Consider the following 25,161-nt stretch of genomic DNA (forward strand, 5'->3'; position numbering starts at 1 on the left):
CCCCGATCTGCCCCGCCGGCTCCGCCGGCCGCCATCCCCGAATGGAGGAAGCCCCATGTCGGCCCACTGCCAGATCACCGGGCGCAAGCCCGGATTCGGCAAGTCCGTGTCGCACTCACACAAGCGGACCAGCCGCCGCTGGAACCCCAACATCCAGCGCAAGACCTACTACCTGCCCAGCGAGGACCGCCGCATCACGCTGAACGTCTCGACCAAGGGCATCAAGACCATCGACCGGGACGGGATCGAGGCGGTCGTCGCTCGCATCCGGGCGCGCGGCGAGAAGATCTGAGGAGCTGCCATGGCCTCGAAATCCACCGACATCCGGCCGATCGTCAAGCTGAAGTCCACGGCGGGCACCGGCTACACCTACGTCACCCGCAAGAACCGGCGCAACGATCCGGACCGCATGGTGCTGAAGAAGTACGACCCGGTGGTGCGCAAGCACGTCGACTTCCGCGAGGAGCGCTGACGTGGCGAAGAAGTCGAAGATCGCCCGCAACGAGCAGCGCAAAGCCGTCGTCGCCCGGTACGCCGCCCGCCGCGCCGAGCTGAAGGAACTCGTCCGCGGACCGGCCACATCGGAGGCCGACCGGGCCGCCGCGCAGGCGGCACTGCAGCGACTGCCCCGCGATGCCAGTCCGGTACGATTACGCAACCGGGACGCTGCGGACGGACGTCCGCGCGGCCACCTCCGGAAGTTCGGTCTCTCCCGTGTGCGTGTGCGCGAGATGGCCCACCGGGGAGAGCTTCCCGGTGTGCACAAATCGAGCTGGTAAGAACCACCGATCCCGTAGAAGGAATCCCTGATATGGCAGTCAAGCGAGCACCGTCGAAGAAGGTCCGCGCGGAACAGGCCCGCCGCCCCAAGAAGAACCCGCTGATCGCCGCGGGGATCGAAACGGTGGACTACAAGGACGTGAACCTGCTGCGCACGTTCATCTCCGATCGCGGCAAGATCCGCAGCAGGCGTGTCACCGGGCTCACCCCGCAGCAGCAGCGCCAGGTCGCCGTCGCGGTGAAGAACGCCCGCGAGATGGCCCTGCTGCCGTTCACCAGCCGGTAGCGCGAGCCCTTCCAGCCTCGACGGCGGGGGCTCGGGTGTGTGACGCACCCGGGCCCCCGCCGTTGTCGTATCCGCCGGTCGTGGTCCGACGAGCCCCCCGAGGCCACACGACGGACAATCCACAGTTATCGATCGAGCGAACCGGCATCAACGGGCCTCAACTCGCACGCCGATCACTTCATCGAGGGTAAATCACTCGATTACCAATAAGTAGTTAATTAATGGCAAGCGCTCGGCAACGGGCCGGGCGATGGCCGGTAATCGAGCCATGTCAATAGTCTATGAAAAAACGTGACCTTCGTCACAGGTGCCTGTTATACAGGCGTTATAGCAATGTGATCTCACTCGCGAAATCTGGCCGAGTGATACATTCATTCATACAGAATTGACGCGTTCACCTCTCGGGGGTGGGAAGTATGACGGCATTACCTGCCGGAGTTTTAATGATCGGATCATACCGGCCCGATCGAATTGTTTCCAATTCCGACCTGGCCCCAGAATTGGGTGTCGACGAAGAGTGGATATCTTCGCGGACCGGAATTACCGAACGTAGATTCGCGGGGGATCACGAAACAGTAATTTCGATGGCCGCATCGGCCGCTCAAAAAGCGCTCGACGCCGCCGCAATGTCCGCTAGCCAGATCGACGTCGTGATGCTCGCGACCTCGACCCATCTCAACCAGACTCCGGCCGCCGCGGCCATCGTCGCCGCCGAACTCGGCTGTGCCGGACCCGCCGCCTTCGACATTTCGGCGGGCTGCTCCGGCTACGCGCACGGCATCGGCCAGGCCGCCGCGCTCGTCAATGCGGGCCAGGCCGACAACATTTTGGTCATCGGCTCCGAAAAGCTCAGCCACGTCATCGATCCCAGCAATCGGTCGGTGGCTCCCATCTTCGGCGACGGCGCGGGCGCCGCGATCGTCGGCCGCACCGAATCCGGGCACATCAGGCGCACCGTGTGGGGCAGCGACGGCACCCAGTCCCGCCTGATCAGGCAGGAACCGAGCTGGGAGGAGTTGCGCGCCGCACCGACCACGACGGCCACGCCCTTCCTGCACATGGAAGGCACCGAAGTATTCCGCTGGGCGACCGGCGCGGTGCCCAAGATAGTTTCCGACATCGCACACGCCGGTGGCATCACGCTCGCCGACGTCGAGGTATTCATCCCGCATCAGGCGAATTTGCGAATCATCGACGGGGTTGTTCGCAAACTCGGCTGGCAGGACGAATCGGTAGTGATCGCAGACGACATCCGACGGGCCGGAAACACTTCCGCCGCCGCTCTTCCGTTGGCGATCGATGACCTGGTGTCTTCGGGCCGGGCAAAGCCGGGACAACTTGCTCTGCAGGTTTCTTTCGGCGCCGGCCTGTCGTATGCGGGACAGGTTTTCGACCTGCCCCAGGTTGCCTGAAACCGAATTTCGCGATCGCTCTTCGAAAGTTGCTCTGCCATGACCGTTTCTTTTTCCAGCTACGACGAGCCCCTCGGACCCCGGTCCGATCGATACTTCGGTGAGGGTTACAAAAAGGTCAGCCCGGAACTGACCGATCTCCAGATCCGCCGATCCACCCAGCTCGGCGCCAAGCACTCCGGTACCGCGCGGCTGAGCTACCCGGCCGCATGGTCGACCAAGAAGCACCGCGAGCTCGTGCCGCACGTCAGCAGCGTCGACACGGTCATGCTAGCCGCATCCCTATGCGACGCCGCGATCACCCACGCTCGCGATCTCAGCCCCGCCGAATCCTCACGGATGTGGGTGCGCCAGGCCGCCGTGCGCGCGGGCGCAGCACCGCACGAGGACCTCGAGCGCATCCCGGTCGAAGCGGAGGTCACCACCACCACCGCCGCGGACGACGCCGACGAGATCGAGACCGCCTTCAAATTCCGGGTCGGCAATCTGACCGGCACGCTGACCATGGTGCATCCGGCCGGTTCCGGCACGCTCGACGTGCCGGGCGTCGACCACATCGCGCAGCTCAGCGACATCTACGGACCGGCGCCGCACTTCTACCTGAACGGCGTGAAGGACCATACCCTGACCGCGACGGACCTGACCGTCGACGAGTCCGCCTCCCGTATCACCGGCAGGCAGCGGGTGAACACCGGCGTCGAGGGCGGTTACGTCGGCGCCGAATCGGTCTACTGGAACTCGGTCTCGCCGATCGACGCCATCGTCGGCGCGGCGCAGCTCTCCCAGATCCTGCTCTACGAGATGGACGGACTGGACCGGAGCAGCAGCAACACCCTGTGGATGCGCAAGCTCGAGTTCGTCACCGAGGGGCCGCGCCGCTCCGCCGCCGAACCCTTCGACGGCACCGTGGAGATCCGCCGCACCTCGACCATCGACCGCGGCGGCCAGCGCTGGCGCAGCGCGGATCTACTGATCAAGGAGTTCCAGGGCGTCACCGGGTTCTGCCTGCTGGCCCACCAGCTGCCCGACTAGGCATGCCCTGGTCACGGAACGTCGTCGAGCCCGCAGTCCTGGCCGAGCGCGCATTGCGCGAGCGCGGCCAGCGCGGGGTCGTCGGCGTGTTCGGTGGCGTTCATCGCCAGCAGCGCGTTGAGCAGCATGCCGTTGGCGATGAATTCCCGTGCCCGCTCGGGACCGCAACCCGTGCGCTCGACCAGCAGGGTGTACAACGCGGAGACGAAACGCCGTGCGGCGGCGGCGATCTGCGGATGACCGGCGGCCGCGCTGAACCCCTGCAACAGAACCACCAGCACGTCCCGATCCTCGACCAGCCGGGTATACACCCCGCCCAGCCGATCCCAGACCTCGGGCGAGGCGGCCACCTCCGGATCCTCCAGTTCGGCGGTGAACGCGGTGAGCAGGGCGGTGACGGCCCGGTCGAAGACCTCCTGGAACAGGTCGGCCTTGGTGCCGAACATGCGCACCACGTACGGCTGCGACACCCCGGCCTCCAGCGCGACGACGTCGGTGCTCGTGCCCGCGTAGCCACCCCGCGAGAACGCCCGCCCCGCGGCCTCGAGAATCATCTCGCGGCGCTCGGCCGCGCTCAGTCTGGGCCTCATGTTGACAAGTTATCACTTGATTACTAGATTTTCGATGAACCCGGTGAAACCGCATTCCGCGTTCGCGTATTCCGCTTGCCCACAAGGGGATACGCGAGAGTGCGGGCACCCGCAATACAAGGACGCCCGATGAAGGATGCACCCGCGCTACGACTGGCCGTGACCGGCGCACCGCGAACGGGTAAGACCACCGTTTGTACCGCACTCGCGCTGGCCACCGGCCTGGACTACGCGGCCATCTCCACCCACCTGGCCACCCCGGGGGCCGACCGCAGGCTGGCGCCGACGGTCGACGCCGCGGTGCGCGGCTTCGAACAGCGCGTGGATTCCGAAGCTCGGCTCACCTCGGGTTTCGTCTCCGACGGTTCGGTGCTCCAGGAATGGGTGGCGGCCGAGGCGCTGCGGCGGACCCGCAGGCTCCGGCATTGGCTGTGGAACCCGCGCGACCTGCCCTATCGCATCTTCGAGAAGCGGTACCTGCTGGCGCACGGCGGGATCGTGACGCGGCGGGCCAACGTCACCTACGACGGGTTCGTCCATCTCAAGATGGACCGCAAATCGGCCACCGAAGGCGATGACCGATACCGCACCACCATCGATCGACTCCTGCTCGACACCCTGTATGAAGGGACCGTCCCGTATCTGGTGATCGGGGGGTCCATCGAAGAAATCGTCACCCGGGTGGCCGGCATGTATCAGCTACCGCAGCTGATGCCGGTGCCCGACGCGGTCTCCGCAGCGTTGCAAGCCGCGTAAACAACAGCCGTCGCCGCATACCACCTGGAGGGGAATACCCATGGCATCCGCAGGCGCCTTGACCAAGACACCACAGCGATCGGACAGTGCGATCTGGACCCTGGTCGTCGTCGCACTGGCCACGTTCATGCTGATGCTCGACCTCACCGTCGTCAACGTCGCGCTACCCGACATCAGGGCGGCCTTCGATTCCAGCTTCTCCGCGCTGCAGTGGATCCTCGACGCCTACGCCCTCGGCCTCGCCGCGGTGCTGCTCGCGGCGGGCTCGCTGGCCGACCGCATCGGCCGCAAGAAGGTCTTCGACGCGGGCCTGGTGATCTTCGTGCTGTCGTCGCTGGCGTGCGGACTCGCGCCGAACGATTTCGTGCTGATCGTCGCCCGCCTCGTGCAGGGTCTCGGCGGTGCGATCCTCTTCGCGGTCGGCCCGGCGCTGCTCGGCCACGAGTTCCGCGGTAAGGACCGCGGCATGGCCTTCGGCGTGTTCGGCGGCGTCGCGGGTCTGGCGATCGCGTTCGGCCCGCTGATCGGCGGCGGGCTCACCGAAACCGCGGGCTGGCGCTGGATCTTCCTGATCAACGTGCCGGTGACCATCGCCGCACTCGCCGTCGGCTACCTGAAGATGCGCGAATCCCGCAGCGACACCCCGCCGCCCGTGGACTGGCCGGGCATGGTGACCTTCTCCGCCGGCCTGTTCTTCCTGGTGCTCGGCTTCATGCGTGGCGAGCAGGACGGCTGGACCAGCGCCCGGATCATCGGCTGCTTCGTGCTCGCGCTGGTGCTGCTCGTCGTCTTCACCTGGCTGCAGATCTCCCGGCCGACCCACGCGATGTTCGACCTCACCCTGTTCCGCAACCGCACCTTCAACGGTCTGTCCGTGGTGACCGCGCTGTGCGCGCTCTCGGTGATGCCCGGTCTGTTCCTGCTCATCTCTTACGTGCAGAACCTGCTCGGCTACTCGGCCTTCGCCAGCGGCGTCCGCTTCCTGCCGCTGACGCTGCTGCTGTTCGTCGCCGCCGCGATCGCGGGCAGCATGGTCGCCAAGCTGCCGCCCGCGATCCTGGTCGGCGCCTCGCAGCTGCTCATCGCCGCAGGTCTGTTCGCGGTGCTGCTCGTCGAGCCCGGCTCCTCGTGGACCGCGCTGATCCCCGGCATGGTGCTGATCGGCCTCGGCATGGGCGTGTTCAACCCGCCGCGCGCCGCGTTCTCCATCGCGGTGACGACCCCGGACAAGGCGGGCATGGCCTCGGGTGTGAACGAGACCTTCCAGCAGGCCGGTCTGGCGATCGGCATCGCCGCGGTCGGCGCGTTCTTCCAGAACCGGGTCGGTAGCGCCTTCACCGAGTCCGAGACCGCGCGCACGGTCTTCGCCGACAAGGCCGCCGAGGCGGGCGACGCGGTGGCGGCGGGCGGCCCCGCCCTCGTCGCGGCCCAAGTGCCCGAGTCGGTCGCCGAATCGGTCCGCGCCGCAGCGGAATCCGCGTTCGTCAGCGGCTTGGAGAACGCCATGGTGCTCGCCGCCGTACTCGCGGCGATCTCCGGCGCGATCGCCTTCTTCACGCTGCGCAGCCGCGATCTGGACGAGGCCGCGCTGGCCACCCCCGGCGTGCCCACCGAAGGCGCCACCGAGCCCGCGCCGGTGGCCTGACCGTGCTGGCGACCAGGCCGCGCTTCGCGTTCACCGATGTAGACCACACCTTGCTGCGCATCAGCACGCTGCAGCACTTCGCGCTGTACTTCTTCGAAGGCACGGGGCGTGCGGAGGTGCTGGCCATGCATCAGACGCGGATGCAACGCCTGGCCGCGACCGGAGCGGACCGGGAAACGCTGAACCGGAGCTACTACCTGCTCTGGGCCGACGTCCCGGTCCGCGAGGTCGAGGATGCCGCGCGCGCCTGGCACGAGCGGGTGCGGGCCGACGGGCTCTACCGCGAGCCCGTGGTGCGCCGCCTGCGCGAACTGCGCAAGCAAGGCGTGGAGACGGTGCTGGTGTCCGGCTCCTTCCACGCCTGTCTGCGACCCATCGAGCGGGAACTGGACTGCGCGGGCGTGCTGTGCACCGAGCTGGAAGAACGCTACGGCGTGTACACCGGGGCGGTGCGCAAGTCCCTCATCGGCGCGGCCAAGCGCGCCGAGGTCGAGGCGTTCGCGGCCAGATATCCCGAGCACGATCTGGCGGGCGATTTCGGCTTCGGCGACCATCTCAGCGACGTTCCCGTGCTGGAAACGGTCGGCCACCCGGCCGTCGTCCCGGTCGACCCCGCGCTGGAGCGGGTCGCCGCCGCACGGGGCTGGGAAGTGCTGCGTGACGACCACTGAGCGTGTCGTCCACCGATCGATCGGAGAAGGACCGTGTACCTAGTAGGCGGACAGCGCCGCGACAGCCTGAAGTTGGCCATCTCCGGCACCTACGGCGTCGGCAAGAGCACGACGACCGAGACGCTCTCGATCGCCACCGGCATTCCGCGCACGCACGCGCTCACCTCCCGTGAGCTCCTGATCGATCTGGCTCCCGGCAAGACGGTGATGGAGCTGAACTCCATCGAGCTGCTGCAACTCGGGCTGCGCCGTTTCGAGGAACGGGTGCACAACGAATCCGGCGAGGGCTCCTTCATTTCCGACGGTTCCGTGGTGCACGAATGGGTGTACGGCACCGCTCGGATGGCGGTCGGCATCAATCCCGGCGCCGGGCTGCTGCTGCGCACCGTGAAGGCCGCCGCCGGCATCGGGCGCAAGGCGCCGCTGCGGGAGTACACCGACATCATCGGCGACGTCGTCAAGGAAAGGGCCGCCCGGCTCTACGACGCCTATGTGCATCTGCCGGTAGAGTTTCCGATGAAGACCGACGGCCACCGCCCGGTGTCCGAACCGTTCCGCAAGCTCTCCGACGACACCCTGCTGCAGGTGGTCAAGGACGTCGGGCTGCCCTACGAAGTGGTGGGCGGGACCGTGCACGAGCGGGTCTCCCGGATCATCGAGCTGTTCGACCTGGAGACCGTGATGCCGGTCGACGAGGCGATCGCCGAGGCCCAACGCCGGGTGACGAACGCGACCGCGGTGCTGGAGGAGGACGACCGCTTCAAGGAAGCCCAGCGCAAGAAGTCGCTGTGGCGCAAGGTCTCCTACGCCATGCGGTACTGACCGCGAGCGAAAGACAAAGGCGCGCAAGCGCCCTCAGACCATTCACGCGAAAGACGTGGGCCCCCGAGAGCTAGTCCCGGGGGCCCACGTCGTTTTCGACCGTGTACGCGGTGTGCCGCTTACGGGATGGTCAGCACCTGGCCGGGGTTGATCGCATCCGGGTTCGGGATGCCGCTGGCGTCGGCGATCTCCTGGTAGCGGTTGCCGTCGCCGTAGAAGCGCTCGGCGATGGCCCACAGCGTGTCGCCCGGCTCCACGGTGTAGGTGCGCAGCTCCGGCGCGGGCGGCGGGGGCACCTCCTCGGCGACCGCGGCCACCGCGGGTTGTTCCTGCTCCTGCTCCGGCTCCGGTGCGGGCAGCGGGGTGTCGGTGTCGGTGCCCGACGCCCACAGCGCGCTGCCGTCGGCGCCGTACAGCACCACGTTGCGATCGGCCTGCACGACCAGCCGGTCCGCGTCCTGGTCGTTGGTCTCGGTCGACCAGGCGGCGCCCTCGCCCTTGTAGAGCACGAAGTTGCCGTCGTGCTGTAGAACCGCTCGCTCCACGCCCTGGTCGTGAGTCTGGGTGGCCCACACGACATTTCCATCCGGTTCGGACAGCACCAGATTGCCGTCCGATTGCAGGGTCAGGGTGTACGCACCGCCGGTCAGGGACTGGCCGAGTCCCAGTTCTTCGCCTACGCGCAGCGTGTCGCCCACGTTGTTCCTTTCGAAGATCACTGTGCAGAGCTTTCGACAGCGGTGCGCGCCGAAAGCCACTGGCGCGCACCGACGCCGAATCTACAGTCCGCCCGATGCGGGCACACGGATTACGCGCAGGGTTGGCGGAATGTTCACTGTGTGACCTCCGGGACATCGTCCCCTAGGGTGGTCGGCATGAATCGCCGACGCATCTCCCTCGCCGCCGCACTGCTGCTCGGTCTCGCCGTCGCGGGCTGCGGCGGCTCGGATGACGATGGCGCACAACAGAACACCTCCCCCGGCGCGACCACGTCCGCGCCCAGCACGCCGAGCGAGGTCGCGCAGGCGCAAGGCCAGCCGTTCACGCCCGATCCGACGATCGTCGGCGCGCACCCGATCCCGTTCCTGTCGTGGGCCCGCGTCGCCGACGACAGGATCGCCGTCAACTTCCAGACCGGTGCGCCGGAGTGTTACGGCGTGGACGCGGTGACCACCGAGACCGACACGACGGTCACGGTGGAATTGCGCGGCGGCACCCGCCCCGACGCGGTCGGGAAGATGTGCGTGATGATCGCGGTGTTCGGCACGATGGAGATCCCGCTGACGGCGCCGCTGGGCGACCGGGCGGTGCTCAGCGCCGCCTGACGCGGGCTCAGCGCGTGGCGAAGGTGTACTTCATGGCCTGGTCCAGGGTGCCGTGCGTGAACTCGAAACCGTTGCCCACCAGCACCTTCGGCACCATCCTGTGCCCATGCAGCATCTCGGCGCCGCCCTCGCCGCCGATCAGCTTCAGCACCGCGCCCGGCAGCGTCAGCCGGGACCGCCGGTTCAGCGCCGTGGCGAAAGCGGTGGTGAACTCGGCATTGGTGACGGTCTCCGGTGCGGAGAGGTTGACCGGGCCCGAGACCGAGAAGGTCAGCAGCCAGTCCACCGCGGCGAGCCAGTCGTGCAGGGTGATCCACGGCAGGTACTGGCGGCCGGTGCCGAACTTGCCGCCCAGCCCGAGGCGGAACAGCGGGCGCAGCCGCTCGACCAGCATGGAGTCCGTGGAGAGCACGTTCGCGGTGCGCAGCTTCACCACCCGGACGCCCGCGGTGGAGGCGGCTTCGGTGGCGGCCTCCCAATCCCGGCACATGGTGCCGAGGAAGTCGGGTCCGTTCGGCGCGAACTCGTCGACGTCCCGATCACCGCTGTCGCCGTACCAACCCGCGGCCGAGGCGTTGAGCAGGACGGGGACGCCGGTCTCGGCCACCGCGCGCGAGAGCACCTCGGTCGGCACGATGCGACTGTCGCGGATCTCCTCCTTGTAGGCGGGCGACCAGCGCTTGCCCGCGACGGTGGCCCCGCACAGGTTGATCACCGCGCCCGCGCCCGCGACGATGCCGCTGTCGAAGTTCGAACCGTAAGGGTCCCAGCGGATTTCGTCCGGTTTCAGAGCTTCCCTGCGCACCAGGCGGACCACCTCGTGGCCGTCGTCGTTCAGCTTGGAGACCAGATACTTGCCGAGGAACCCCGATGTCCCGGCGACCACGATACGCATGCGTACATTCTGCACCATGGAAATACTATTCCGGGGATTCCATACCGGATAATGAGATCCAGACGTCCAGTTTGTTACCGAAAAGCCTTGTGGCTCCGGCACATCGATTGCTTCACAGTCCGTCTGAACACGAAAAACGCGGAGAGCGGTACCCCTTTCGGGATCGTTCTCCGCGTTCGTCCGGCTCAGTGCGCGAAGTGGCGAGAACCGGTGAGGTACAACGTCACTCCGGCTTCGCGGGCCAGATCGATGGTCTCCTGGTCGCGGACCGAACCGCCCGGCTGCACGATGGCGCGGATACCGGCCTGGATCAGCTGCTGCGGACCGTCCGGGAACGGGAAGAACGCGTCGGAGGCGGCCACCGAGCCCTTGGCCCGGTCCCCCGCCCGCTGCACCGCGAGCTGCACCGCGTCCACCCGGTTGACCTGCCCCATGCCCACGCCGACCGACGCGCCCTCGTGCGCGAGCAGGATGGCGTTGGACTTCACCGCGCGGCAAGCGCGCCAAGCGAATTCGAGATCGGCCAGGGTCTGCTCGTCCGCGGCCTCGCCGGCGGCGAGGGTCCAATTGGCCGAGTCGTCGCCCTCGGCGTCGAGGATGTCGCGCTGCTGCAACAGCGCGCCGCCGCTGATCGGGCGCAGCTCGACGCCCGCGCGCTGCGGCGGCTCGGCGACCAGGATGCGCACGTTCTTCTTGCGCTGCAACACCTCCACCGCGCCGTCGGCGTAGGACGGGGCCACGATGACCTCGGTGAAGATGTCGGCGACCTGCTCGGCCATCTCCACGGTGACCTCGCGGTTGGCCGCGATCACGCCGCCGAACGCGCTCACCGGATCGCAGGCGTGCGCCTTGCGGTGCGCCTCGGCGATGTCGGCGCCGACCGCGATGCCGCACGGGTTGGCGTGCTTGATGATCGCGACCGCGGGCGCCGCGTGGTCGTAGGCGGCGCGCCAGGCCGCGTCGGCGTCGGTGTAGTTGTTGTACGACATCTCCTTGCCGTGCAACTGCTCCGCCTGCGCGAGACCGACCGAACCGTCGTTGTTGGTGTACAACGCCGCGGCCTGATGCGGGTTCTCGCCGTAGCGAAGCACCGCGGCGCGCTCCCAGGAGCCGCCGATCCAGCCGGGGAACGGCGAGCTCGCCTGCTCCTCGGCCACGCCGGGAGCCAGCACACCGGTCATCCAGCTGGCCACCGCGACGTCATAGCTCGCGGTGTGCTGGAAGGCCTTGGCGGCCAACGCGGTCCGCTCGGCGAGGGTGAAGCCGCCGGACTTCACCGCGGCGAGCACGTCGTCGTAGTCGCCGCTGTCGACGACCACCGCGACCGAGGGGTGGTTCTTCGCGGCCGCGCGCACCATGGACGGACCGCCGATATCGATCTGCTCGACGCACTCGTCCGGGCTCGCGCCGCTGGCCACGGTCTGGGTGAACGGGTAGAGGTTCACCACGACCAGCTGGAACGCCTCGACGCCGAGTTCCACCAGCTGGTCGACGTGCTCCTGCTTGCGCGAATCGGCGAGGATGCCCGCGTGCACCCGGGGGTGCAGGGTCTTGACCCGGCCGTCCAGCGTCTCCGGGAACCCGGTCAGGTCCTCGACCTTGGTCACCGGGATGCCCGCGTCGGCGATCTTGCCCGCGGTCGATCCGGTGGAGACGAGCTCGATGCCCGCCGCGTGCAGACCGGTCGCGAGCTCGATGAGACCCGTCTTGTCGTAGACGCTCACCAGCGCCCTGCTGATCGCCTTGCGCTCGGCCGGAACCACGGTCGTTTCGCTACGCTCACTCACTGGCGCACCCGCTCATCTGGAATTACTGCCTTTCGTCCGTCGGAGACAATGCCTCGCGTCGCGACGGCGGCGACGACCTCCGCCAGCAACCGTCGCTCGACAATCTTGATCCGCTCGTGCAGGGTGTCCTCGTCGTCGTCGGGCAGCACCAGCACCGGCTCCTGCGCGAGGATCGGTCCGGTGTCGACGCCCGAGTCGACCAGGTGCACCGTCGAGCCGGTGACCCGCACCCCGTACGCGAGCGCGTCGCGCACGCCGTGCGCGCCCGGGAAGGACGGCAGCAGCGCGGGGTGGGTGTTGATGATCCGCCCGCCGAAGCGGTTCATGAACGCGGGGCCCAGGATCTTCATGAAACCGGCCGAGACCACCAGGTCCGGCGCGTAGGCGGCCACCGCGTCGGTCAGCGCGGCGTCCCAGGCCAGGCGATCCCGAAAGTCCTTCAGCGCCACCCGGAAGTGCGGGACGCCCGCGGTGTCGGCGTGATCGGTGGCGGCGCAGACACGGTCGACGCCCACCGCGACGATCTTGGCCGGATAGTCGGCGGCTCCCGCCGCGTCGAGGAGCGCACGCAGCAGCGACCCGGTGCCCGAGGCGAGCACGACTACGGTGGCGGGCGCCGCGGCGGGCACCCACTGGGCGTGCGGAGACGTCAGCGCTCTACTCCTGCGTATCGGTCGGACGGCGGCCGGATCGGGGCGCCGCCGGAGTAAAGCCTAGTCGGTGGCCTGCGCGCGACTTTCCACCGGTGGCGGGCGCGCCGGGGCGGCCGGGATGCTAATACGCGCCTTCCACCGACGGGATCTCGCGGCAGCGCCCGCTAACGCCTGCCGTCGGCGCGGGGGTCGAAGTCCGAATCGGTCTCGACGACTTCCGCGTCGACGATGTCGGGAACCGCCTGGCGCGGGGCGGTGGCGCGGGTGGGCGGTTCATCGATGAGTTCGGCGTCGAGCGCGTCCGGGTCGTCGTCGTAGTACGAGTCGTGGTCGTAGTACCCGTCGTCGTAGGACCCGTCGTCGCGATAGTCGTCGTCGTAGTCGTCGTCTTCGCGGTAGTCGTCATCCGCGTAGTCGCGGTAGCCGTCGGACTCGTAGTCGTCGTCGTAGTAGTCCGCGTCGGGGTCGTAGTCCCCGTCGTCATCGTCGTAGTAGTCCGAAACGGGAAGCGTCGCGCCGACCGGAGCGATGAAGTACCGGGCGCAGACCAGGCCGACATAGCCCGCCCCGGCCAGCCACGCGAAGCTCACCAGGGCGAAGATGGGCAGTTCCAGGCCGACCCGCCCGAAGGTGCCCAATTCCCCGCCCGCGAGCGCGCCGAACAGGACGAGCAGCAGGGTCGCCGCACCGGCGGAGGTCAGCGTCGCCCACGGGGCGGTGAGGCGGTCGCCCGAGGTGCGTCCGGCGTCGACGCCGCCGAGCACGCCGACCGCGGCGGGGATCACCAGCAGCGCCGCCCACCAGACCGACGCGGGACCGGTCGGCACCGCCGCCATCACCGGCACCGCCGGGACCGGCCCGCCGACCACGCCGAACAGACCGATCGACGCCACGCCGAAATTCGCGCCCGCGCCCATCAGCACGCCCACCGCGCCGAGCGCCACGTTGGGCAGGTAGGCCAGCGAGAGCAGCGTCAGACCGATGAATCCCCAGGCATTCCCGGCGGTGCGGTAGGTGTCGCCGATATCGGACCAATGGGCGAGGAACGACACCAGCGTGACCGCGGCGGCGCAGCCGAGCAGCCGCAGCACGGTACGGCCCGCGCCGTAGACTCCCGCGATCACCCATTCCGGCGCCCGAAGCAGGTCGAACATCCGGCGTCGCATCCGCAGCGCGATACCCGCGCCCGCCGCGCCGAGATGCAGGAAGACGACCCAGCCGAAGGCGGCGAGGGTGTCCGGCGGTTGCAGCGCGACAACAGCGGAGGCGTCTTCGGCCACCGCCAGACAGACGGCGGTGAGCAGCAGCGGTCCGCCCAGCGCCGCGCCGACGACCCAGCCGATCTCGGTGCGCGAACTGTTCGGCGTCACCGCCCGATAGCACTCCCGGCCCGCCGCGCCGAGCAGCAGCGCGGTCGGCAGCAGCGGGAACAGGCCGAGCGTGGTCTTTCCGATCACCAACGGAACCTGGTGCAGCGCAAGCCAGCTCGCCGCGACGGCGCCCGTGGCGCCCGCCATCGCGCTGCGCGCGGCGAACAAGGTGACCAGCACGAGCACCACGATCGCGCTCAGCGCGAAGGCAGCGGGGCGGGCCGCGACCAGCAGCAGCACCCTGGCACGTTCCGGGGTCAGGGACAGGAACCCGGACTCGTCGGCCTCGGGCGGATGACCGCTACGCATCGGGGATTCCGATGTGTCGGAGCCCCAGCCGGTCCAGCGGGCGAGCGAGTTCCTCGGTGAGTTCATGCCTTCGCCTCGCTGACACTCGGCTCCGGCAAGCGCGAAACGCGCCGGCACATGATTCGCTCACTGCGTTCCCTCATGGCACTTCAGCGTGACACCTCTCCCGAGGTGAGCGGGTCAGGCGCGCCGCGAGCACCCACCCGGACGGGTAGGTGCTCGCGAAACCTGCGTCGATTACTTGTTGTTGTCGTCCGACGGACGGAAGGCCTGGGTGGCGTCGCTGGCCGGGTCGGAGGTCTTCTCGCCGCCGAACGGCTGGCCCTGCTGGCTCTGGCCGTAGCCGGGAGCCCCGTACTGCTGCTGGCCGGGCTGAGCGCCGCCGAAGTGCTGCGTCGCGCCCTCGTCCGGACGCGGCTGCTGCTGCGCGGGCGCGGCGCCGTACGGCGAACCCTGCTGCGGCGCACCGTAACCCGGCTGCTGGCCGTAGGACGGCTGGCCGTAGGTCTGCCCCGGCTGCTGACCGTAGGCAGGCTGGCTCGGCTGGCTCTGGCCATACGGCTGCTGCTGCTGGTACTGCGGGCCGGTGCCGTAGCCCGCTTGCCCGTAGGACTGGCCAGGCTGCTGACCGTACACGGGCTGGCTCGGCTGGCTCTGCTGACCGTACTGACCGCCCTGGCCGAACTGCTGCTGGCCGTAGCCGCCCTGGGCCTGACCGCCGAAACCGCCCTGCGCGGGCGCGGGCTTCGGGGCCGGGGGCTTGATGACGCCCGCCTCGAACAGCACCGCGGCGATCGCGACACCGGTCTGCACCAGCGCGAGGAAGATCAGCACCCACGCGCCGAACTCGGTCGCCAGCGGATCCGGCAGCGAGATGGTCTGGAACAGCAGGGTGAGGAACCCCGCGGCCGACGCGGCGGCGGCCGCGCCCTTCCAATTCTGCTTCGGCAGCACCGAGACTCCCGCGAGCAGACCGCCGAGTAGCAACAGCCCCAGCGCGGCGGTCGCGCCGAACGGCGTGAAGGCGTTGTAGCTGTCGCCGGTGATGGTGGCACCGGAGCGCTCGACCTCCTCCACCGAGAACGGCAGGAATCCGAGCAAGAAGTTGATCACGCCGAGCGCGGCGACACCGACCACCAGGAAGAACGGCAGGCCCTTGGCATCGGAACCGGAAGCGCTCGCACCTGTGCTGGCACCACTGCCCGTCTGGCCGAGGCTGGGTGCGGAGGGCGTCGCGGGTGTGTTGTACCCAGAGCCCCCGGTCGGGTATGACATGTCGTCGTCTCCTACGTCGAGTCGTTGTTCGCCTGGATCACTCTTGACGCTACTGCACCAGACCGTTCGGGTCACCCTCGAGCAGCAGGCCGAACGGCCTTGCCACCGCACGACGAAGGCCGCCCTCCCTGCGAAAAGGCGGCCCTCGTAACGATTTCGGACTGGATCAGGCGCTGATGCTCGCCTGCTCCAGGATCTCGCGAGCCAGCGCGGCGGTCTCGGACGGCGTCTTGCCGACCTTCACGCCCGCAGCCTCCAGCGCGTCCTTCTTCGCCTGGGCGGTGCCCGCCGAACCGGAGACGATGGCGCCCGCGTGACCCATGGTCTTGCCCTCGGGGGCGGTGAAGCCCGCGACGTAGCCGACCACCGGCTTGGTGACGTTGGCCTTGATGTAGGCCGCGGCCCGCTCCTCGGCGTCGCCGCCGATCTCGCCGATCATGACGATGAGCTTGGTCTCCGGGTCCTTCTCGAACGCCTCGATGGCGTCGATGTGGGTGGTGCCGATGACCGGGTCGCCGCCGATGCCGATGGCGGTGGAGAAGCCGAAATCACGCAGCTCGTACATCATCTGGTAGGTCAGCGTGCCGGACTTGGAGACCAGGCCGACCGGGCCCTTGCCGGTGATGTTGGCCGGGGTGATGCCGACCAGCGACTCGCCGGGGGTGATGATGCCGGGGCAGTTCGGGCCGATGATCCGGGTCTTGTTGCCCTTCTCCACGTTGTAGGCCCACGCGTAGGCGGTGTCCTGCACCGGGATGCCCTCGGTGATGACCACCAGCAGCGGGATCTCCGCGTCGATGGCCTCGATGATGGCGTCCTTCGAGAACTTCGGCGGCACGAACGCGATGGACACGTCGGCGCCGGTCGCCTTCATGGCTTCTTCGACGGTGCCGAAGACCGGCAGCTCGATCGCGTTGCCGTCCTTGTCGGTGTGCGCGACGGTGGTGCCCGCCTTGCGCGCGTTGACACCGCCGACGACCTGGGTGCCCGCCTTGAGCATCAGTGCGGTGTGCTTGGTGCCCTCGCCGCCGGTGATGCCCTGGACGATGACCTTCGAGTCCTTGTTCAGGAAGATAGACATTTCCGGTTTCCTTACTTGGCCGCTGCCAGTTCGGCGGCCTTGTCGGCGCCTTCGTCCATTGTCTGCGCAAGCGTGATCAGCGGGTGCGCGGCGTCGACCAGGATCTTGCGACCCTCGTCGACCTTGTTTCCGTCGAGACGGACGACGAGCGGCTTGTTCGCCTCGGGGCCGAGGATCTCCAGCGCCTTCACAATGCCGTTGGCGACCGCGTCACAGGCGGTGATGCCGCCGAAGACGTTGACGAACACGCTCTTGACCTGCTGGTCGCCCAGGATGACGTCGAGCCCGGCCGCCATCACCTCGGCCGAGGCGCCGCCACCGATGTCGAGGAAGTTGGCCGGCTTGACGCCGCCGTGGTTCTCGCCCGCGTAGGCGACGACATCGAGGGTCGACATGACCAGACCGGCGCCGTTGCCGATGATGCCGACCTCGCCGTCCAGCTTGACGTAGTTGAGGTCGTTCTCCTTGGCCTTCAGCTCCAGCGGGTCGGTCGCGTCCTTGTCCGCGAACGCCTCGTGTCCGGGCTGGCGGAACTCGGCGTTCTCGTCCAGGGTGACCTTGCCGTCCAGGGCGAGGATCTCGTCCTGCGGGGTGCGCACCAGCGGGTTGACCTCGACCAGGGTGGCGTCCTCGTTGACGAACACCTCCCACAGCTTCTGAATGGTCACCGCCGCGGCGTCCAGCACGTCGGCGGGCAGGTGGCCCTGCTCGGCGATCGAACGCGCGAACGCGAGGTCGACACCCTTCACGGCGTCGACGGGGACCTTGGCGAGGCGCTCGGGCTTGGTCGCGGCGACCTCTTCGATCTCCATGCCGCCTTCCACCGAGCACATGGCCAGGTAGGTGCGGTTGGAACGATCCAGCAGGAAGGAGATGTAGTACTCCTCCGCGATGTCCTTGGCCTCGGCGACAAGGATCTTCTTGGTGATGTGGCCCTTGATGTCCAGGCCGATGATGTTCTGCGCGTGCGTGAACGCGTCCTCCGGGGTACCGGCGTACTTGACGCCGCCCGCCTTACCGCGGCCACCGGCCTTGACCTGGGCCTTGATCATCACCGGCTTGCCGATTTCCTCCGCGATGGCGCGGGCGTCCTCGGCCGTGTCCGTGACGCGGCCCTCGGACGAAGGCACTCCGTGCTTAACGAAGAGCTCCTTCGCCTGATATTCGAAGAGATCCATGTACTCACCGTCTCGTCTGCGTTGTGATGACAACGTCTTTGTTGGCGGCCCGACGTCGGAAGCGGGTCGGGTCGGACTCTAACCAGTCACATGGAGTGCCAATCGGCCACGTTCATCCTAAGTGGCGCAGGTCACGGGCGGCGCCGCGGGCCGGAAAAACCCCTGGCCAACGCTACTGGCGAGTAGTTTGTTGTCGGTTTGCCAGGTAGAGCCACCCAAGCCGGGATCCGACGGCGATCTACTACGAATCGTCGTCGCTCAACCTCACTCGAGTGCCCCGAAAACAGTGAGTTATTCCGTGCTGTTACGGTGATCAATCTCACATGCTTGGACAGATCGTCCGCAACGCTTGCGGACCCCGCAATCGTTTCGTTACCGTAAATGCGGTCGATGTCACAACTATGTCACGACTCCGTTGTTCCAAAGATTCAGGAGGACGGCAAGCCTTGATGCAGCACAACGCTCCGCGGACGGTGAGTCAGCCTGCGGACGAGCTTTCGACGTCGACCCTCTGCCGATCTCTCGGCACCGTCATCATCTCCCGCTCCACGATGTGGCACCGCCGATGAACCATCGCTCCACCCTCGTTCCCGATCATCGCGCTCGCTCGGGACATCGTTATCGCGACGACGAATTCGCCCACGACGATCACGACAGACGCGCCTTCCCGTCGTCCAACAACCATTACGCCGCCGCCGCGGGTAGTGCCGCGACCGGATACGCCGCGAGCGACGCGTACAGCGACGAGAGCGCCTACGGTTCCGAGAACGCCTACGGCGCCGAGAACACGTCCGCCTGGTCCGCGAACACCGAATGGACCGAGCAGGATTCGTGGTCCGACGGCGGCGCGTGGTCCGGGAACGACTCCTGGTCGCCGGACGCGGACGAGGCGTGGACGCCGCCCGCCGACAACGCGTGGACGCCCGACAACGGGTGGACCCAGCAGCCCGGCGCGGAATGGGCGCAGGAAACGGACGACTCCTGGGGAGCCGAGTCGAACAACGGCTGGTCGGCGGAGACCGACGGCACCTGGACGTCCGACGAGGACGACTGGGGCTCGGACAACTGGTTCGCCGAAGCCACCGAAGACAAGGTCGCGCCGACCGTCATCCCGGCGAGAGGCGCGAACAGACGTGGCGGTGGCGCACACCGGATGCCCGCGCCGCCCGCCGCGCTGAAGGGCCGCGCCGCGGTCGTCGCCGTCGCCGCGGGCGCGGTCGTCGCCGCGGGACAGGCCGCGATGGCCTCGCCCGAGCAGCCTTCGCAGAGCATCGACTACGAGGCCGCCGGACAGATCCACGAGATCGCCGCCCAATCGGTCAGCCTGGCCGACCCGAATTCCGCGCCCGGCTCGCCGCAGGTGCTGAACGTCTCCACCCCGGCGAACCTCGGTCAGTTCAACGACATCCTGGAGAAGGGCCGCAAGTACGCGGAGGATCTCGCCGCCGCGGAGGCCGCGAAGCTGCGCCCGCTGTTCGCGCGGTTCGCCGCGGGCAACTTCACCTCCGGCTTCGGCGCCCGCTGGGGCGTCCAGCACCTCGGCATCGACGTCGCGGGCCCGATCGGCACCCCCATCTACGCGGTCGCCGACGGCACCGTCATCGAGGCCGGTCCGGCCGCCGGATTCGGCATGTGGGTGCGCGTGCGGCACGACGACGGCACCGTCACCATCTACGGCCACGTCGATACCACAACGGTCTCGCAGGGCGAACGGGTGCTGGCGGGCGACCAGATCGCCACCATGGGCAACCGCGGTTTCTCCACCGGTCCGCACGTGCACTTCGAGGTCTGGCTCAACGGCGTCGACAAGGTCGACCCGCTGCCCTGGCTCGCGACCCGCGGTATCGGCCTCGGCCCCCAGCGGGACTGACCCGGCGCGACCGGCACGCGTGAGCAACGGCACGCTTCCCGCGCCGTCGTCCGCGTTCTAGCGTCAGGGTATGGCTCGTACAACGAGGTACACCCAATTCATCGCGCTGCCACCGGAACTCGTGTGGCAGGTAGTGAGCGATCCCGCTCGGTGGCCCGAGTGGAACCCGGCTGTCGTCTCGGTCCGGCTGCACGGCCCCGTCGAGGTCGGCTCGACCGGCGACTATCTACCGCGCGGACGTTTCGTGGGCGCGATGCACGGCCGTACGGCGCCGCCGTTCGCGATCACCGTCCTGCGCCCGCAGCGCGAACTGACCATCGAGCAGCCGGAACCGGCGGGGCGGATGCGGCTGACCTGGCGCCTCACTCCCGTCGCAGGCGGCACGAACCTCACCCAGGAACTGACCTTCTCCGGACCTTCGGCCACGGCGGCGCGCACCGTGGTCGCCCGTCTGCTGGAACAGGATTCGCGCGTCTGCTTCGCGCGACTGGCCCGACTGGCCGGTCTCGCTCCGGAACCAGACGCACTGACGGTCGTGATCGCGGGCGGCACCGGCGCGCTCGGCAGGCAGCTCGCCGCCGACCTCGTCTGCCGCGGACAGCGAGTCACCATCCTGACCCGTCGCCGCGATCCCGCGCTACCGTTCGAGCAAGTCGAATGGGACGGTATGTCCGTGGGTAAATGGGTTGCGGCACTTGATAATCCAGGACACACTGCGATCGTCAACCTGGCGGGCAAGCTGGTGGATTGCCGCCCGACCGAACGTAATGTCGCCGAATTGCGCAGCAGCCGAGTCGATCCCACGAGCGCCTTGGTCGCCGCCGCGGCCGCCCTGCCCGCACCGGTCGATTACTGGGTGCAGGCCAGCACCACGGCGATCTGGTCCGACGCGGGCGAGATCCGTTGCACCGAAACGACTCCGCTGCCCGTCGGTCTGCCGCAGATGACCGGCGTGGCCGAACCATGGGAACGCGCCTTCGAAGGCGCGAACACCAAGCGCCACACCATCCTGCGCACATCCATCGTGCTCGACCCGCACGCACCCGCGCTGCGGCGGCTCTGCCAGCTGACCAGCGCCGGCCTCGGCGGGCGAGTCGGGCACGGAGACCAGTGGTTCAGCTGGATCCACATCGAAGACTGGTTGGGCATCGTCCGCGCGGCACTCGGGCTGGACCCCGAAGTCATCCTGCCGGATGGAATCCTGGTGGCCGCCACCGACTTCCCGGTGCGCAACCGCGACCTGATGGCCTCGCTCCGCCACCACCTCCACCGCCCGCCCGCACCCCCGACTCCGGCACCGGTACTGAAGCTCGGCGCGGTCTTTCTGCGGACGGATGCGGCGCTGGGGTTGACCGGGCGGCACGCTACGTCGGCGGTGCTCGATGAGGCGGGGTTCCGGTTTCGGTATCCGCGATTGGATGACGCGTTGAGGGATCTACTGCCGCATCGAGGTACCGCCGACCTGGAATCCGGCAACACCTAAGGCGCGGCGGCGATCGCCAACCCCACGAGCGCCACCACCTTCGCGACTTCCAGCCCGATGTACCAGTAGTGCGCGTGCGAGCGGGGCAGTTCCTCGCCCGCGAGCACTCGGTCGGAGCGGCGGGTGAGGGGTGGGCGGACGACGAGGATCTGGGCGGCCAGGATCGCCACGGCGATGCCGAGCCACACCCAGGTCGCCGTCTTCGGCCCGAGCACCACGCAGGAAAGCACCAGCGCCACCGCCAGTGCCGTTTCCGCGATGTTCAACGCGCGGAACACGATTCGCCCGATTCCGAGCCCTAAGGCCAGCGTCACCCCTGGCGCGCGGAATTTCAGCGGCGCTTCGAGGAACGAGATGGCCAGCACCATGCCGAGCCACAGCATGGGCAGGAACCACACCAGATGTTGCGCGACGATCTCCACCCGCCGGACGCTACCGGGTTCCCGCGGCGTCCTGCAGGGCCGAACGGCACCTGGCGATAGGCCGACCCGCAGGTGTCAGAGCTTCACCAAGGTCCGGCTGTACTGCGGGATGAGACGGATCTTGCCCGCGGTGCCGAAGTCGATCGTCACCGTCGCCAGCGGGCCGAAGCCTTCGGCGGCGATCACGCGGCCGAGGCCGTACTTGTCGTCGCTGACTCGGTCGCCCACCGCCAGCACGAGATTGGTGTTGTTGCGTGCGGCGCCGCCGGGAGCGGGGCGGCGCGGACCCCGATCGGGGCGCACGCCGGGACGCTCGGACCAGCCGTCGCCGCGCGTCCAGTCCCGTTCCAGCCCGTCGTCGTCGCCGCGCCGCCGGATACCTCTGGACGCCGAGGAACTCGCGGGTTCCAGTCGCCGCCAGTCCATCAGATGGCCTGGGATCTCCTGGAGGAAGCGCGACTCCGGGTTGGACACCGGCTGCCCCCAGCCGGAACGAACCACCGCGCGAGTCACGTAGAGCCGACGCCGGGCCCTGGTGATGCCGACGTACGCGAGGCGGCGTTCCTCGGCCAGCTCGGTGGGATCGCCGAGCGCGCGCATGTGCGGGAACTGGCCGTCCTCCCAGCCGGTCACGAAGACCACCGGGAACTCCAGGCCCTTGGCGGTGTGCAGCGTCATCATGGTGACCACGCCGGAGCCCTCGTCCGGAATCTGGTCGGTGTCGGCGACCAGCGAGACGCGTTCCAGGAACGCCGCGAGCGAGCCCGGGTCCGGTTCGCCGTCGCCGAGCTCGGGCACCAGGCCCTCCTCGCGCGCCGCGACGGCGTTGTTGTACGCCTCGGAGCTGAACTCGCGCGCCACGCTGACCAGTTCGTTCAGGTTGTCCAGCCGGGCGCCGTCCTGCGGGTCGTCGGACGCCTCCAGTTCGGCGCGGTACCCGGTGCGATCGAGCACGGCCTCCACCACATTGCCCACGTCGGGGAAGTCGGCGTCGGCCTGCACGCCCGCCGCCCTGATCTCCTCGAGCAGCTCGAGGAATCCGGAGATCGCCCGCTGCGCACGGGTGTTCAGCAGCGCGACCTTGCCGTCGGCGGCATCGCGCAGCGCCGCGGCGAAACCGATCTCGCGCTGTTCGGCGTGCACGGCCACGCACGCCTCGGCGCGGTCGCCGATGCCGCGGCGCGGGGTGTTGAGGATACGGCGCAGGCTCACCGCGTCGTCGGGGTTCTCCAGCACGCGCAGGTAGGCGACAATATCGCGCACTTCTTTGCGCTCGTAGAACCGGACGCCGCCGACCACCTTGTACGGCAGGCCCATCCGGATGAAGATCTCTTCCAGCGCACGGGAGTTGTTGTTGGTGCGATAGAACACCGCGACATCGCCGTAGTTGGCCTCGCCCTGATCGACGAGCCGGTCGATCTCGCGGGCCACGAACGAGGCCTCGTCGTGCTCGTTGTCGGCCACATAACCGACAATCAGATCGCCCTCGCCGGAATCGGTCCACAGCCGCTTCTCGCGCCTGCCCTCGTTGCGCGAGATGACCGCGTTCGCCGCCGACAGGATGTGCTGAGTGGAACGGTAGTTCTGCTCGAGCAGAATGGTCTCCGCGTCGGGGAAATCGCGCTCGAATTCCTCGATGTTGCGAATGGTCGCGCCGCGAAACGCGTAGATGGACTGGTCGGCGTCGCCGACGACGCACAGTTCGCTGGGCGGCGCTCCCGCGTCGTCCTCGTCGCCCTGTTCCGCCTGTGCGGTGTGATGGCCGACGAGTTCCCGCACCAGCACGTACTGCGCGTGGTTGGTGTCCTGGTACTCGTCGACGAGTACGTGCCGGAACCGACGGCGGTAGTACTCCGCGACCTGCGGATGGTTCTGCAGCAGCGCGACCGTCTCGCCGATCAGGTCGTCGAAGTCCAGCGCGTTGGCCGCGCGCAGCCGCCGCTGGTATTCGGTGTACACCCGGGCCACCAAGCCGGGCAGTTCGGTGTCGTCCGATTCGGCGTCCGCGGTGGCCCGCTCCGGCCCGATCAACTCGTTCTTCAGATTCGAGATCGCGGTCGCCAGAAGTCGCGCGGAGTATTTCTTCGTATCGATGTCGAAGTCGCGGCTGATCATCGTCAGCAATCGCCGCGAATCATCGGCGTCGTAGATCGAGAAATTGGAATTCAAGCCGGGCAGCAGGGCCGCCTGCATACGCAGGATCCGCACACAACTGGAGTGGAAAGTGGAAACCCACATGTTGTTCGCGCGCGGTCCGACCAGCCCGATCACCCGCTCCCGCATCTCGGCGGCAGCCTTGTTGGTGAACGTGATCGCCAGGATCTGGCCCGGCGTGACGCCGCGCGCGGCGAGCAGATAGGCGATGCGGCGGGTCAGCACGGCGGTCTTTCCCGAGCCCGCGCCCGCGACGATGAGCAGGGGTGAACCGCTGTGCACGACCGCGGCCCGCTGCTGCGGATTGAGCCCGTCGAGCAGTCGCTCGGTCTCCTCCGCGCGCTGGCGATCCCGCTCGGCCCGACGCTCGGCTTGCTCGTCGGCGCGACGCTGCGCTTGCTCGGCCAGCGACACTGGAGCCTGTTCGCCGAGAGAACGTGCGCCTTGTTCGGCCGACGACCGTGGGGCTCGTTCCGCCGAAGAGGGCGGCGGCTCTTGTCCGGCCGAAGATCGCGGCGCGTCGGACTGCTCCGCTGCCGCGGCCGCATCGGCCGCTAGCTGCGGAGTTGGGTTCACGTCCTGATGCCGATTCCGACCGGCCTGCGTCTGGGGAGCCACCGTGATGTCCATTGCCCATCCACGCTACCGGCGGCCACCGACACAAGCGAAGCCCCCGGGTGCGCTCCCGGCCGCGCAACGGCCACCGGCTAACATTCAGTGAACACCTCCCGGCGCGAGACCACGCAAAACTGCCCGACTCGTTCTCAGCAGATTCACAAAATCAGACGTTTTGCATTGGTTCGGCCGCGTGGCAGACTGGCCCCATGGTCAGCGTTACCGCGATGTGTCCGATTCGGTTATCCTCCGGAAATCGGTCTCGCGGAGCCTTGTAGCCGACCACACGCTTCTGGGGGGACTATAGAAGCCCACCAGGTCTGTTTCACGGTGAAAGAACGGGAAGGTAACGCGCCGCGCGCACCCGCCGATCCACGTTCTGACACGAGGAGATGAATGATGAGCACCCCTGCCACGACCACCGGGTCCGACGCGGCGCTGCCGCAGACCGAGGCGGAGATCGACAAGCTCCGCAAGGAGATCGACCAGCTCGATGCCGAGATCCTCGCCGCCATCAAGCGACGCAGCGAGATCTCCCGGTTGATCGGACGGACTCGGATGGCCTCCGGTGGCCCGCGACTGGTGCACAGCCGCGAAATGAAGGTGCTGGAGCGCTTCAGCGAACTCGGCCAGGAGGGCCATACCCTCGCCATGCTGCTGCTGCGTCTCGGACGTGGCCGCCTCGGCCACTGACCCCTCGTTCTCCTGCCGCCTCGAGCGGCACGCGAGCCTTGCGGTGATCGCAAGACC

At 68.2% G+C, this 25,161-nt stretch carries 25 protein-coding genes; 14 read left to right on the forward strand and 11 right to left on the reverse strand.

The window, feature by feature from the left end:
* The first annotated feature begins 55 nt into the window (after window positions 1-55).
* The 6 genes from rpmB (at window position 56) to AC3ERS_RS07975 (ending at window position 3,510) form a co-directional block, all read left to right on the forward strand.
* Window positions 56-292 (forward strand): 50S ribosomal protein L28, encoded by a 237-nt coding sequence (gene rpmB / locus AC3ERS_RS07950; protein WP_431965022.1) that lies wholly within the window; start codon window positions 56-58, stop codon window positions 290-292.
* 9 nt (window positions 293-301) lie between these two features.
* On the forward strand, window positions 302-472 hold the full coding sequence (rpmG, locus tag AC3ERS_RS07955) for a 50S ribosomal protein L33 (RefSeq protein WP_067784286.1): 171 nt from the start codon (window positions 302-304) through the stop codon (window positions 470-472).
* Window position 473: 1 nt separating this feature from the next.
* Window positions 474-779, forward strand: a complete 306-nt coding sequence (rpsN, locus tag AC3ERS_RS07960; RefSeq protein ID WP_431965025.1) for a 30S ribosomal protein S14 — start codon at window positions 474-476, stop codon at window positions 777-779.
* Window positions 780-811: 32 nt separating this feature from the next.
* Window positions 812-1,066 (forward strand): 30S ribosomal protein S18, encoded by a 255-nt coding sequence (gene rpsR / locus AC3ERS_RS07965; protein WP_011211513.1) that lies wholly within the window; start codon window positions 812-814, stop codon window positions 1,064-1,066.
* 443 nt (window positions 1,067-1,509) lie between these two features.
* Window positions 1,510-2,478 carry a beta-ketoacyl-ACP synthase 3 gene (locus AC3ERS_RS07970; RefSeq protein WP_431965395.1) on the forward strand — a complete coding sequence of 323 codons (969 nt, stop codon included), beginning with the start codon at window positions 1,510-1,512 and terminating at the stop codon, window positions 2,476-2,478.
* 39 nt (window positions 2,479-2,517) lie between these two features.
* The gene (locus AC3ERS_RS07975; protein ID WP_431965027.1) at window positions 2,518-3,510 is read left to right on the forward strand and encodes an AvrD family protein; all 993 of its coding nucleotides are present in this window, start codon (window positions 2,518-2,520) and stop codon (window positions 3,508-3,510) included.
* A gap of 11 nt (window positions 3,511-3,521) precedes the next feature.
* Here the strand turns inward: AC3ERS_RS07975 and AC3ERS_RS07980 are convergent, their stop codons facing one another.
* A complete protein-coding gene (locus AC3ERS_RS07980; protein ID WP_431965029.1) occupies window positions 3,522-4,100 on the reverse strand; it encodes a TetR/AcrR family transcriptional regulator in 579 nt (192 codons plus the stop codon).
* A 129-nt stretch (window positions 4,101-4,229) separates the two neighbouring features.
* Here AC3ERS_RS07980 and AC3ERS_RS07985 point away from each other — a divergent pair, with 129 nt between their 5' ends.
* The 4 genes from AC3ERS_RS07985 to AC3ERS_RS08000 are packed head-to-tail and all read left to right on the forward strand — an operon-like array spanning window position 4,230 to window position 7,994.
* The gene (locus AC3ERS_RS07985; protein ID WP_431965031.1) at window positions 4,230-4,856 is read left to right on the forward strand and encodes a hypothetical protein; all 627 of its coding nucleotides are present in this window, start codon (window positions 4,230-4,232) and stop codon (window positions 4,854-4,856) included.
* A gap of 40 nt (window positions 4,857-4,896) precedes the next feature.
* The gene (locus tag AC3ERS_RS07990) at window positions 4,897-6,501 is read left to right on the forward strand and encodes an MFS transporter (protein WP_431965033.1); all 1,605 of its coding nucleotides are present in this window, start codon (window positions 4,897-4,899) and stop codon (window positions 6,499-6,501) included.
* A 2-nt stretch (window positions 6,502-6,503) separates the two neighbouring features.
* Complete coding sequence (locus AC3ERS_RS07995) at window positions 6,504-7,172, forward strand: HAD family hydrolase (RefSeq protein WP_431965035.1); 669 nt, start codon at window positions 6,504-6,506, stop codon at window positions 7,170-7,172.
* Between the two features lie 33 nt (window positions 7,173-7,205).
* Entirely contained in the window at window positions 7,206-7,994 is a 789-nt protein-coding gene (locus AC3ERS_RS08000; RefSeq protein ID WP_431965037.1) for an AAA family ATPase, read from the forward strand.
* Between the two features lie 119 nt (window positions 7,995-8,113).
* Here AC3ERS_RS08000 and AC3ERS_RS08005 read toward each other — a convergent pair whose 3' ends face one another.
* Complete coding sequence (locus AC3ERS_RS08005) at window positions 8,114-8,692, reverse strand: LysM peptidoglycan-binding domain-containing protein (protein ID WP_431965397.1); 579 nt, start codon at window positions 8,690-8,692, stop codon at window positions 8,114-8,116.
* Window positions 8,693-8,869: 177 nt separating this feature from the next.
* Here AC3ERS_RS08005 and AC3ERS_RS08010 point away from each other — a divergent pair, with 177 nt between their 5' ends.
* The gene (locus tag AC3ERS_RS08010; RefSeq protein WP_431965039.1) at window positions 8,870-9,319 is read left to right on the forward strand and encodes a hypothetical protein; all 450 of its coding nucleotides are present in this window, start codon (window positions 8,870-8,872) and stop codon (window positions 9,317-9,319) included.
* A 7-nt stretch (window positions 9,320-9,326) separates the two neighbouring features.
* On the opposite strand, the gene AC3ERS_RS08015 is transcribed toward AC3ERS_RS08010, so the two are convergent.
* The 7 genes from AC3ERS_RS08015 to sucC form a co-directional block, all read right to left on the reverse strand.
* On the reverse strand, window positions 9,327-10,214 hold the full coding sequence (locus AC3ERS_RS08015) for a TIGR01777 family oxidoreductase (RefSeq protein ID WP_431965041.1): 888 nt from the start codon (window positions 10,212-10,214) through the stop codon (window positions 9,327-9,329).
* Between the two features lie 185 nt (window positions 10,215-10,399).
* A complete protein-coding gene (gene purH / locus AC3ERS_RS08020; RefSeq protein WP_431965043.1) occupies window positions 10,400-12,001 on the reverse strand; it encodes a bifunctional phosphoribosylaminoimidazolecarboxamide formyltransferase/IMP cyclohydrolase in 1,602 nt (533 codons plus the stop codon).
* Window positions 11,998-12,672 carry a phosphoribosylglycinamide formyltransferase gene (gene purN / locus AC3ERS_RS08025; RefSeq protein WP_431965399.1) on the reverse strand — a complete coding sequence of 225 codons (675 nt, stop codon included), beginning with the start codon at window positions 12,670-12,672 and terminating at the stop codon, window positions 11,998-12,000. The genes purH and purN overlap by 4 nt, the downstream gene beginning before the upstream one ends.
* A 146-nt stretch (window positions 12,673-12,818) precedes the next feature.
* Entirely contained in the window at window positions 12,819-14,399 is a 1,581-nt protein-coding gene (locus tag AC3ERS_RS08030) for a cell division protein PerM (protein WP_431965045.1), read from the reverse strand.
* A gap of 171 nt (window positions 14,400-14,570) precedes the next feature.
* Complete coding sequence (locus tag AC3ERS_RS08035; RefSeq protein ID WP_431965047.1) at window positions 14,571-15,608, reverse strand: DUF5336 domain-containing protein; 1,038 nt, start codon at window positions 15,606-15,608, stop codon at window positions 14,571-14,573.
* Window positions 15,609-15,774: 166 nt separating this feature from the next.
* Window positions 15,775-16,689 (reverse strand): succinate--CoA ligase subunit alpha, encoded by a 915-nt coding sequence (sucD, locus tag AC3ERS_RS08040; protein WP_431965049.1) that lies wholly within the window; start codon window positions 16,687-16,689, stop codon window positions 15,775-15,777.
* Window positions 16,690-16,700: 11 nt separating this feature from the next.
* Window positions 16,701-17,867: an ADP-forming succinate--CoA ligase subunit beta gene (gene sucC / locus AC3ERS_RS08045; protein ID WP_431965051.1), complete on the reverse strand. Its 1,167-nt coding sequence runs from the start codon at window positions 17,865-17,867 to the stop codon at window positions 16,701-16,703.
* 565 nt (window positions 17,868-18,432) lie between these two features.
* Here sucC and AC3ERS_RS08050 point away from each other — a divergent pair.
* Both AC3ERS_RS08050 and AC3ERS_RS08055 read left to right on the forward strand, forming a co-directional pair.
* Entirely contained in the window at window positions 18,433-19,737 is a 1,305-nt protein-coding gene (locus AC3ERS_RS08050) for a M23 family metallopeptidase (protein WP_431965053.1), read from the forward strand.
* A 70-nt stretch (window positions 19,738-19,807) separates the two neighbouring features.
* Window positions 19,808-21,220, forward strand: coding sequence for a DUF1731 domain-containing protein (locus AC3ERS_RS08055; protein ID WP_431965055.1), 1,413 nt, complete (start codon window positions 19,808-19,810; stop codon window positions 21,218-21,220).
* On the opposite strand, the gene AC3ERS_RS08060 is transcribed toward AC3ERS_RS08055, so the two are convergent.
* Together AC3ERS_RS08060 and pcrA are read right to left on the reverse strand one after the other, a co-directional pair.
* Window positions 21,217-21,642, reverse strand: a complete 426-nt coding sequence (locus tag AC3ERS_RS08060; RefSeq protein ID WP_431965057.1) for a hypothetical protein — start codon at window positions 21,640-21,642, stop codon at window positions 21,217-21,219. The genes AC3ERS_RS08055 and AC3ERS_RS08060 overlap by 4 nt on opposite strands.
* 75 nt (window positions 21,643-21,717) lie before the next feature.
* Complete coding sequence (pcrA, locus tag AC3ERS_RS08065) at window positions 21,718-24,426, reverse strand: DNA helicase PcrA (protein WP_431965059.1); 2,709 nt, start codon at window positions 24,424-24,426, stop codon at window positions 21,718-21,720.
* A 384-nt stretch (window positions 24,427-24,810) separates the two neighbouring features.
* On the opposite strand from pcrA, the gene AC3ERS_RS08070 reads away from it, so the two are divergent.
* Complete coding sequence (locus tag AC3ERS_RS08070) at window positions 24,811-25,104, forward strand: chorismate mutase (RefSeq protein WP_357451981.1); 294 nt, start codon at window positions 24,811-24,813, stop codon at window positions 25,102-25,104.
* The last annotated feature ends 57 nt before the right edge of the window (window positions 25,105-25,161 follow it).

This window comes from Nocardia sp. bgisy134 (assembly GCF_057708325.1).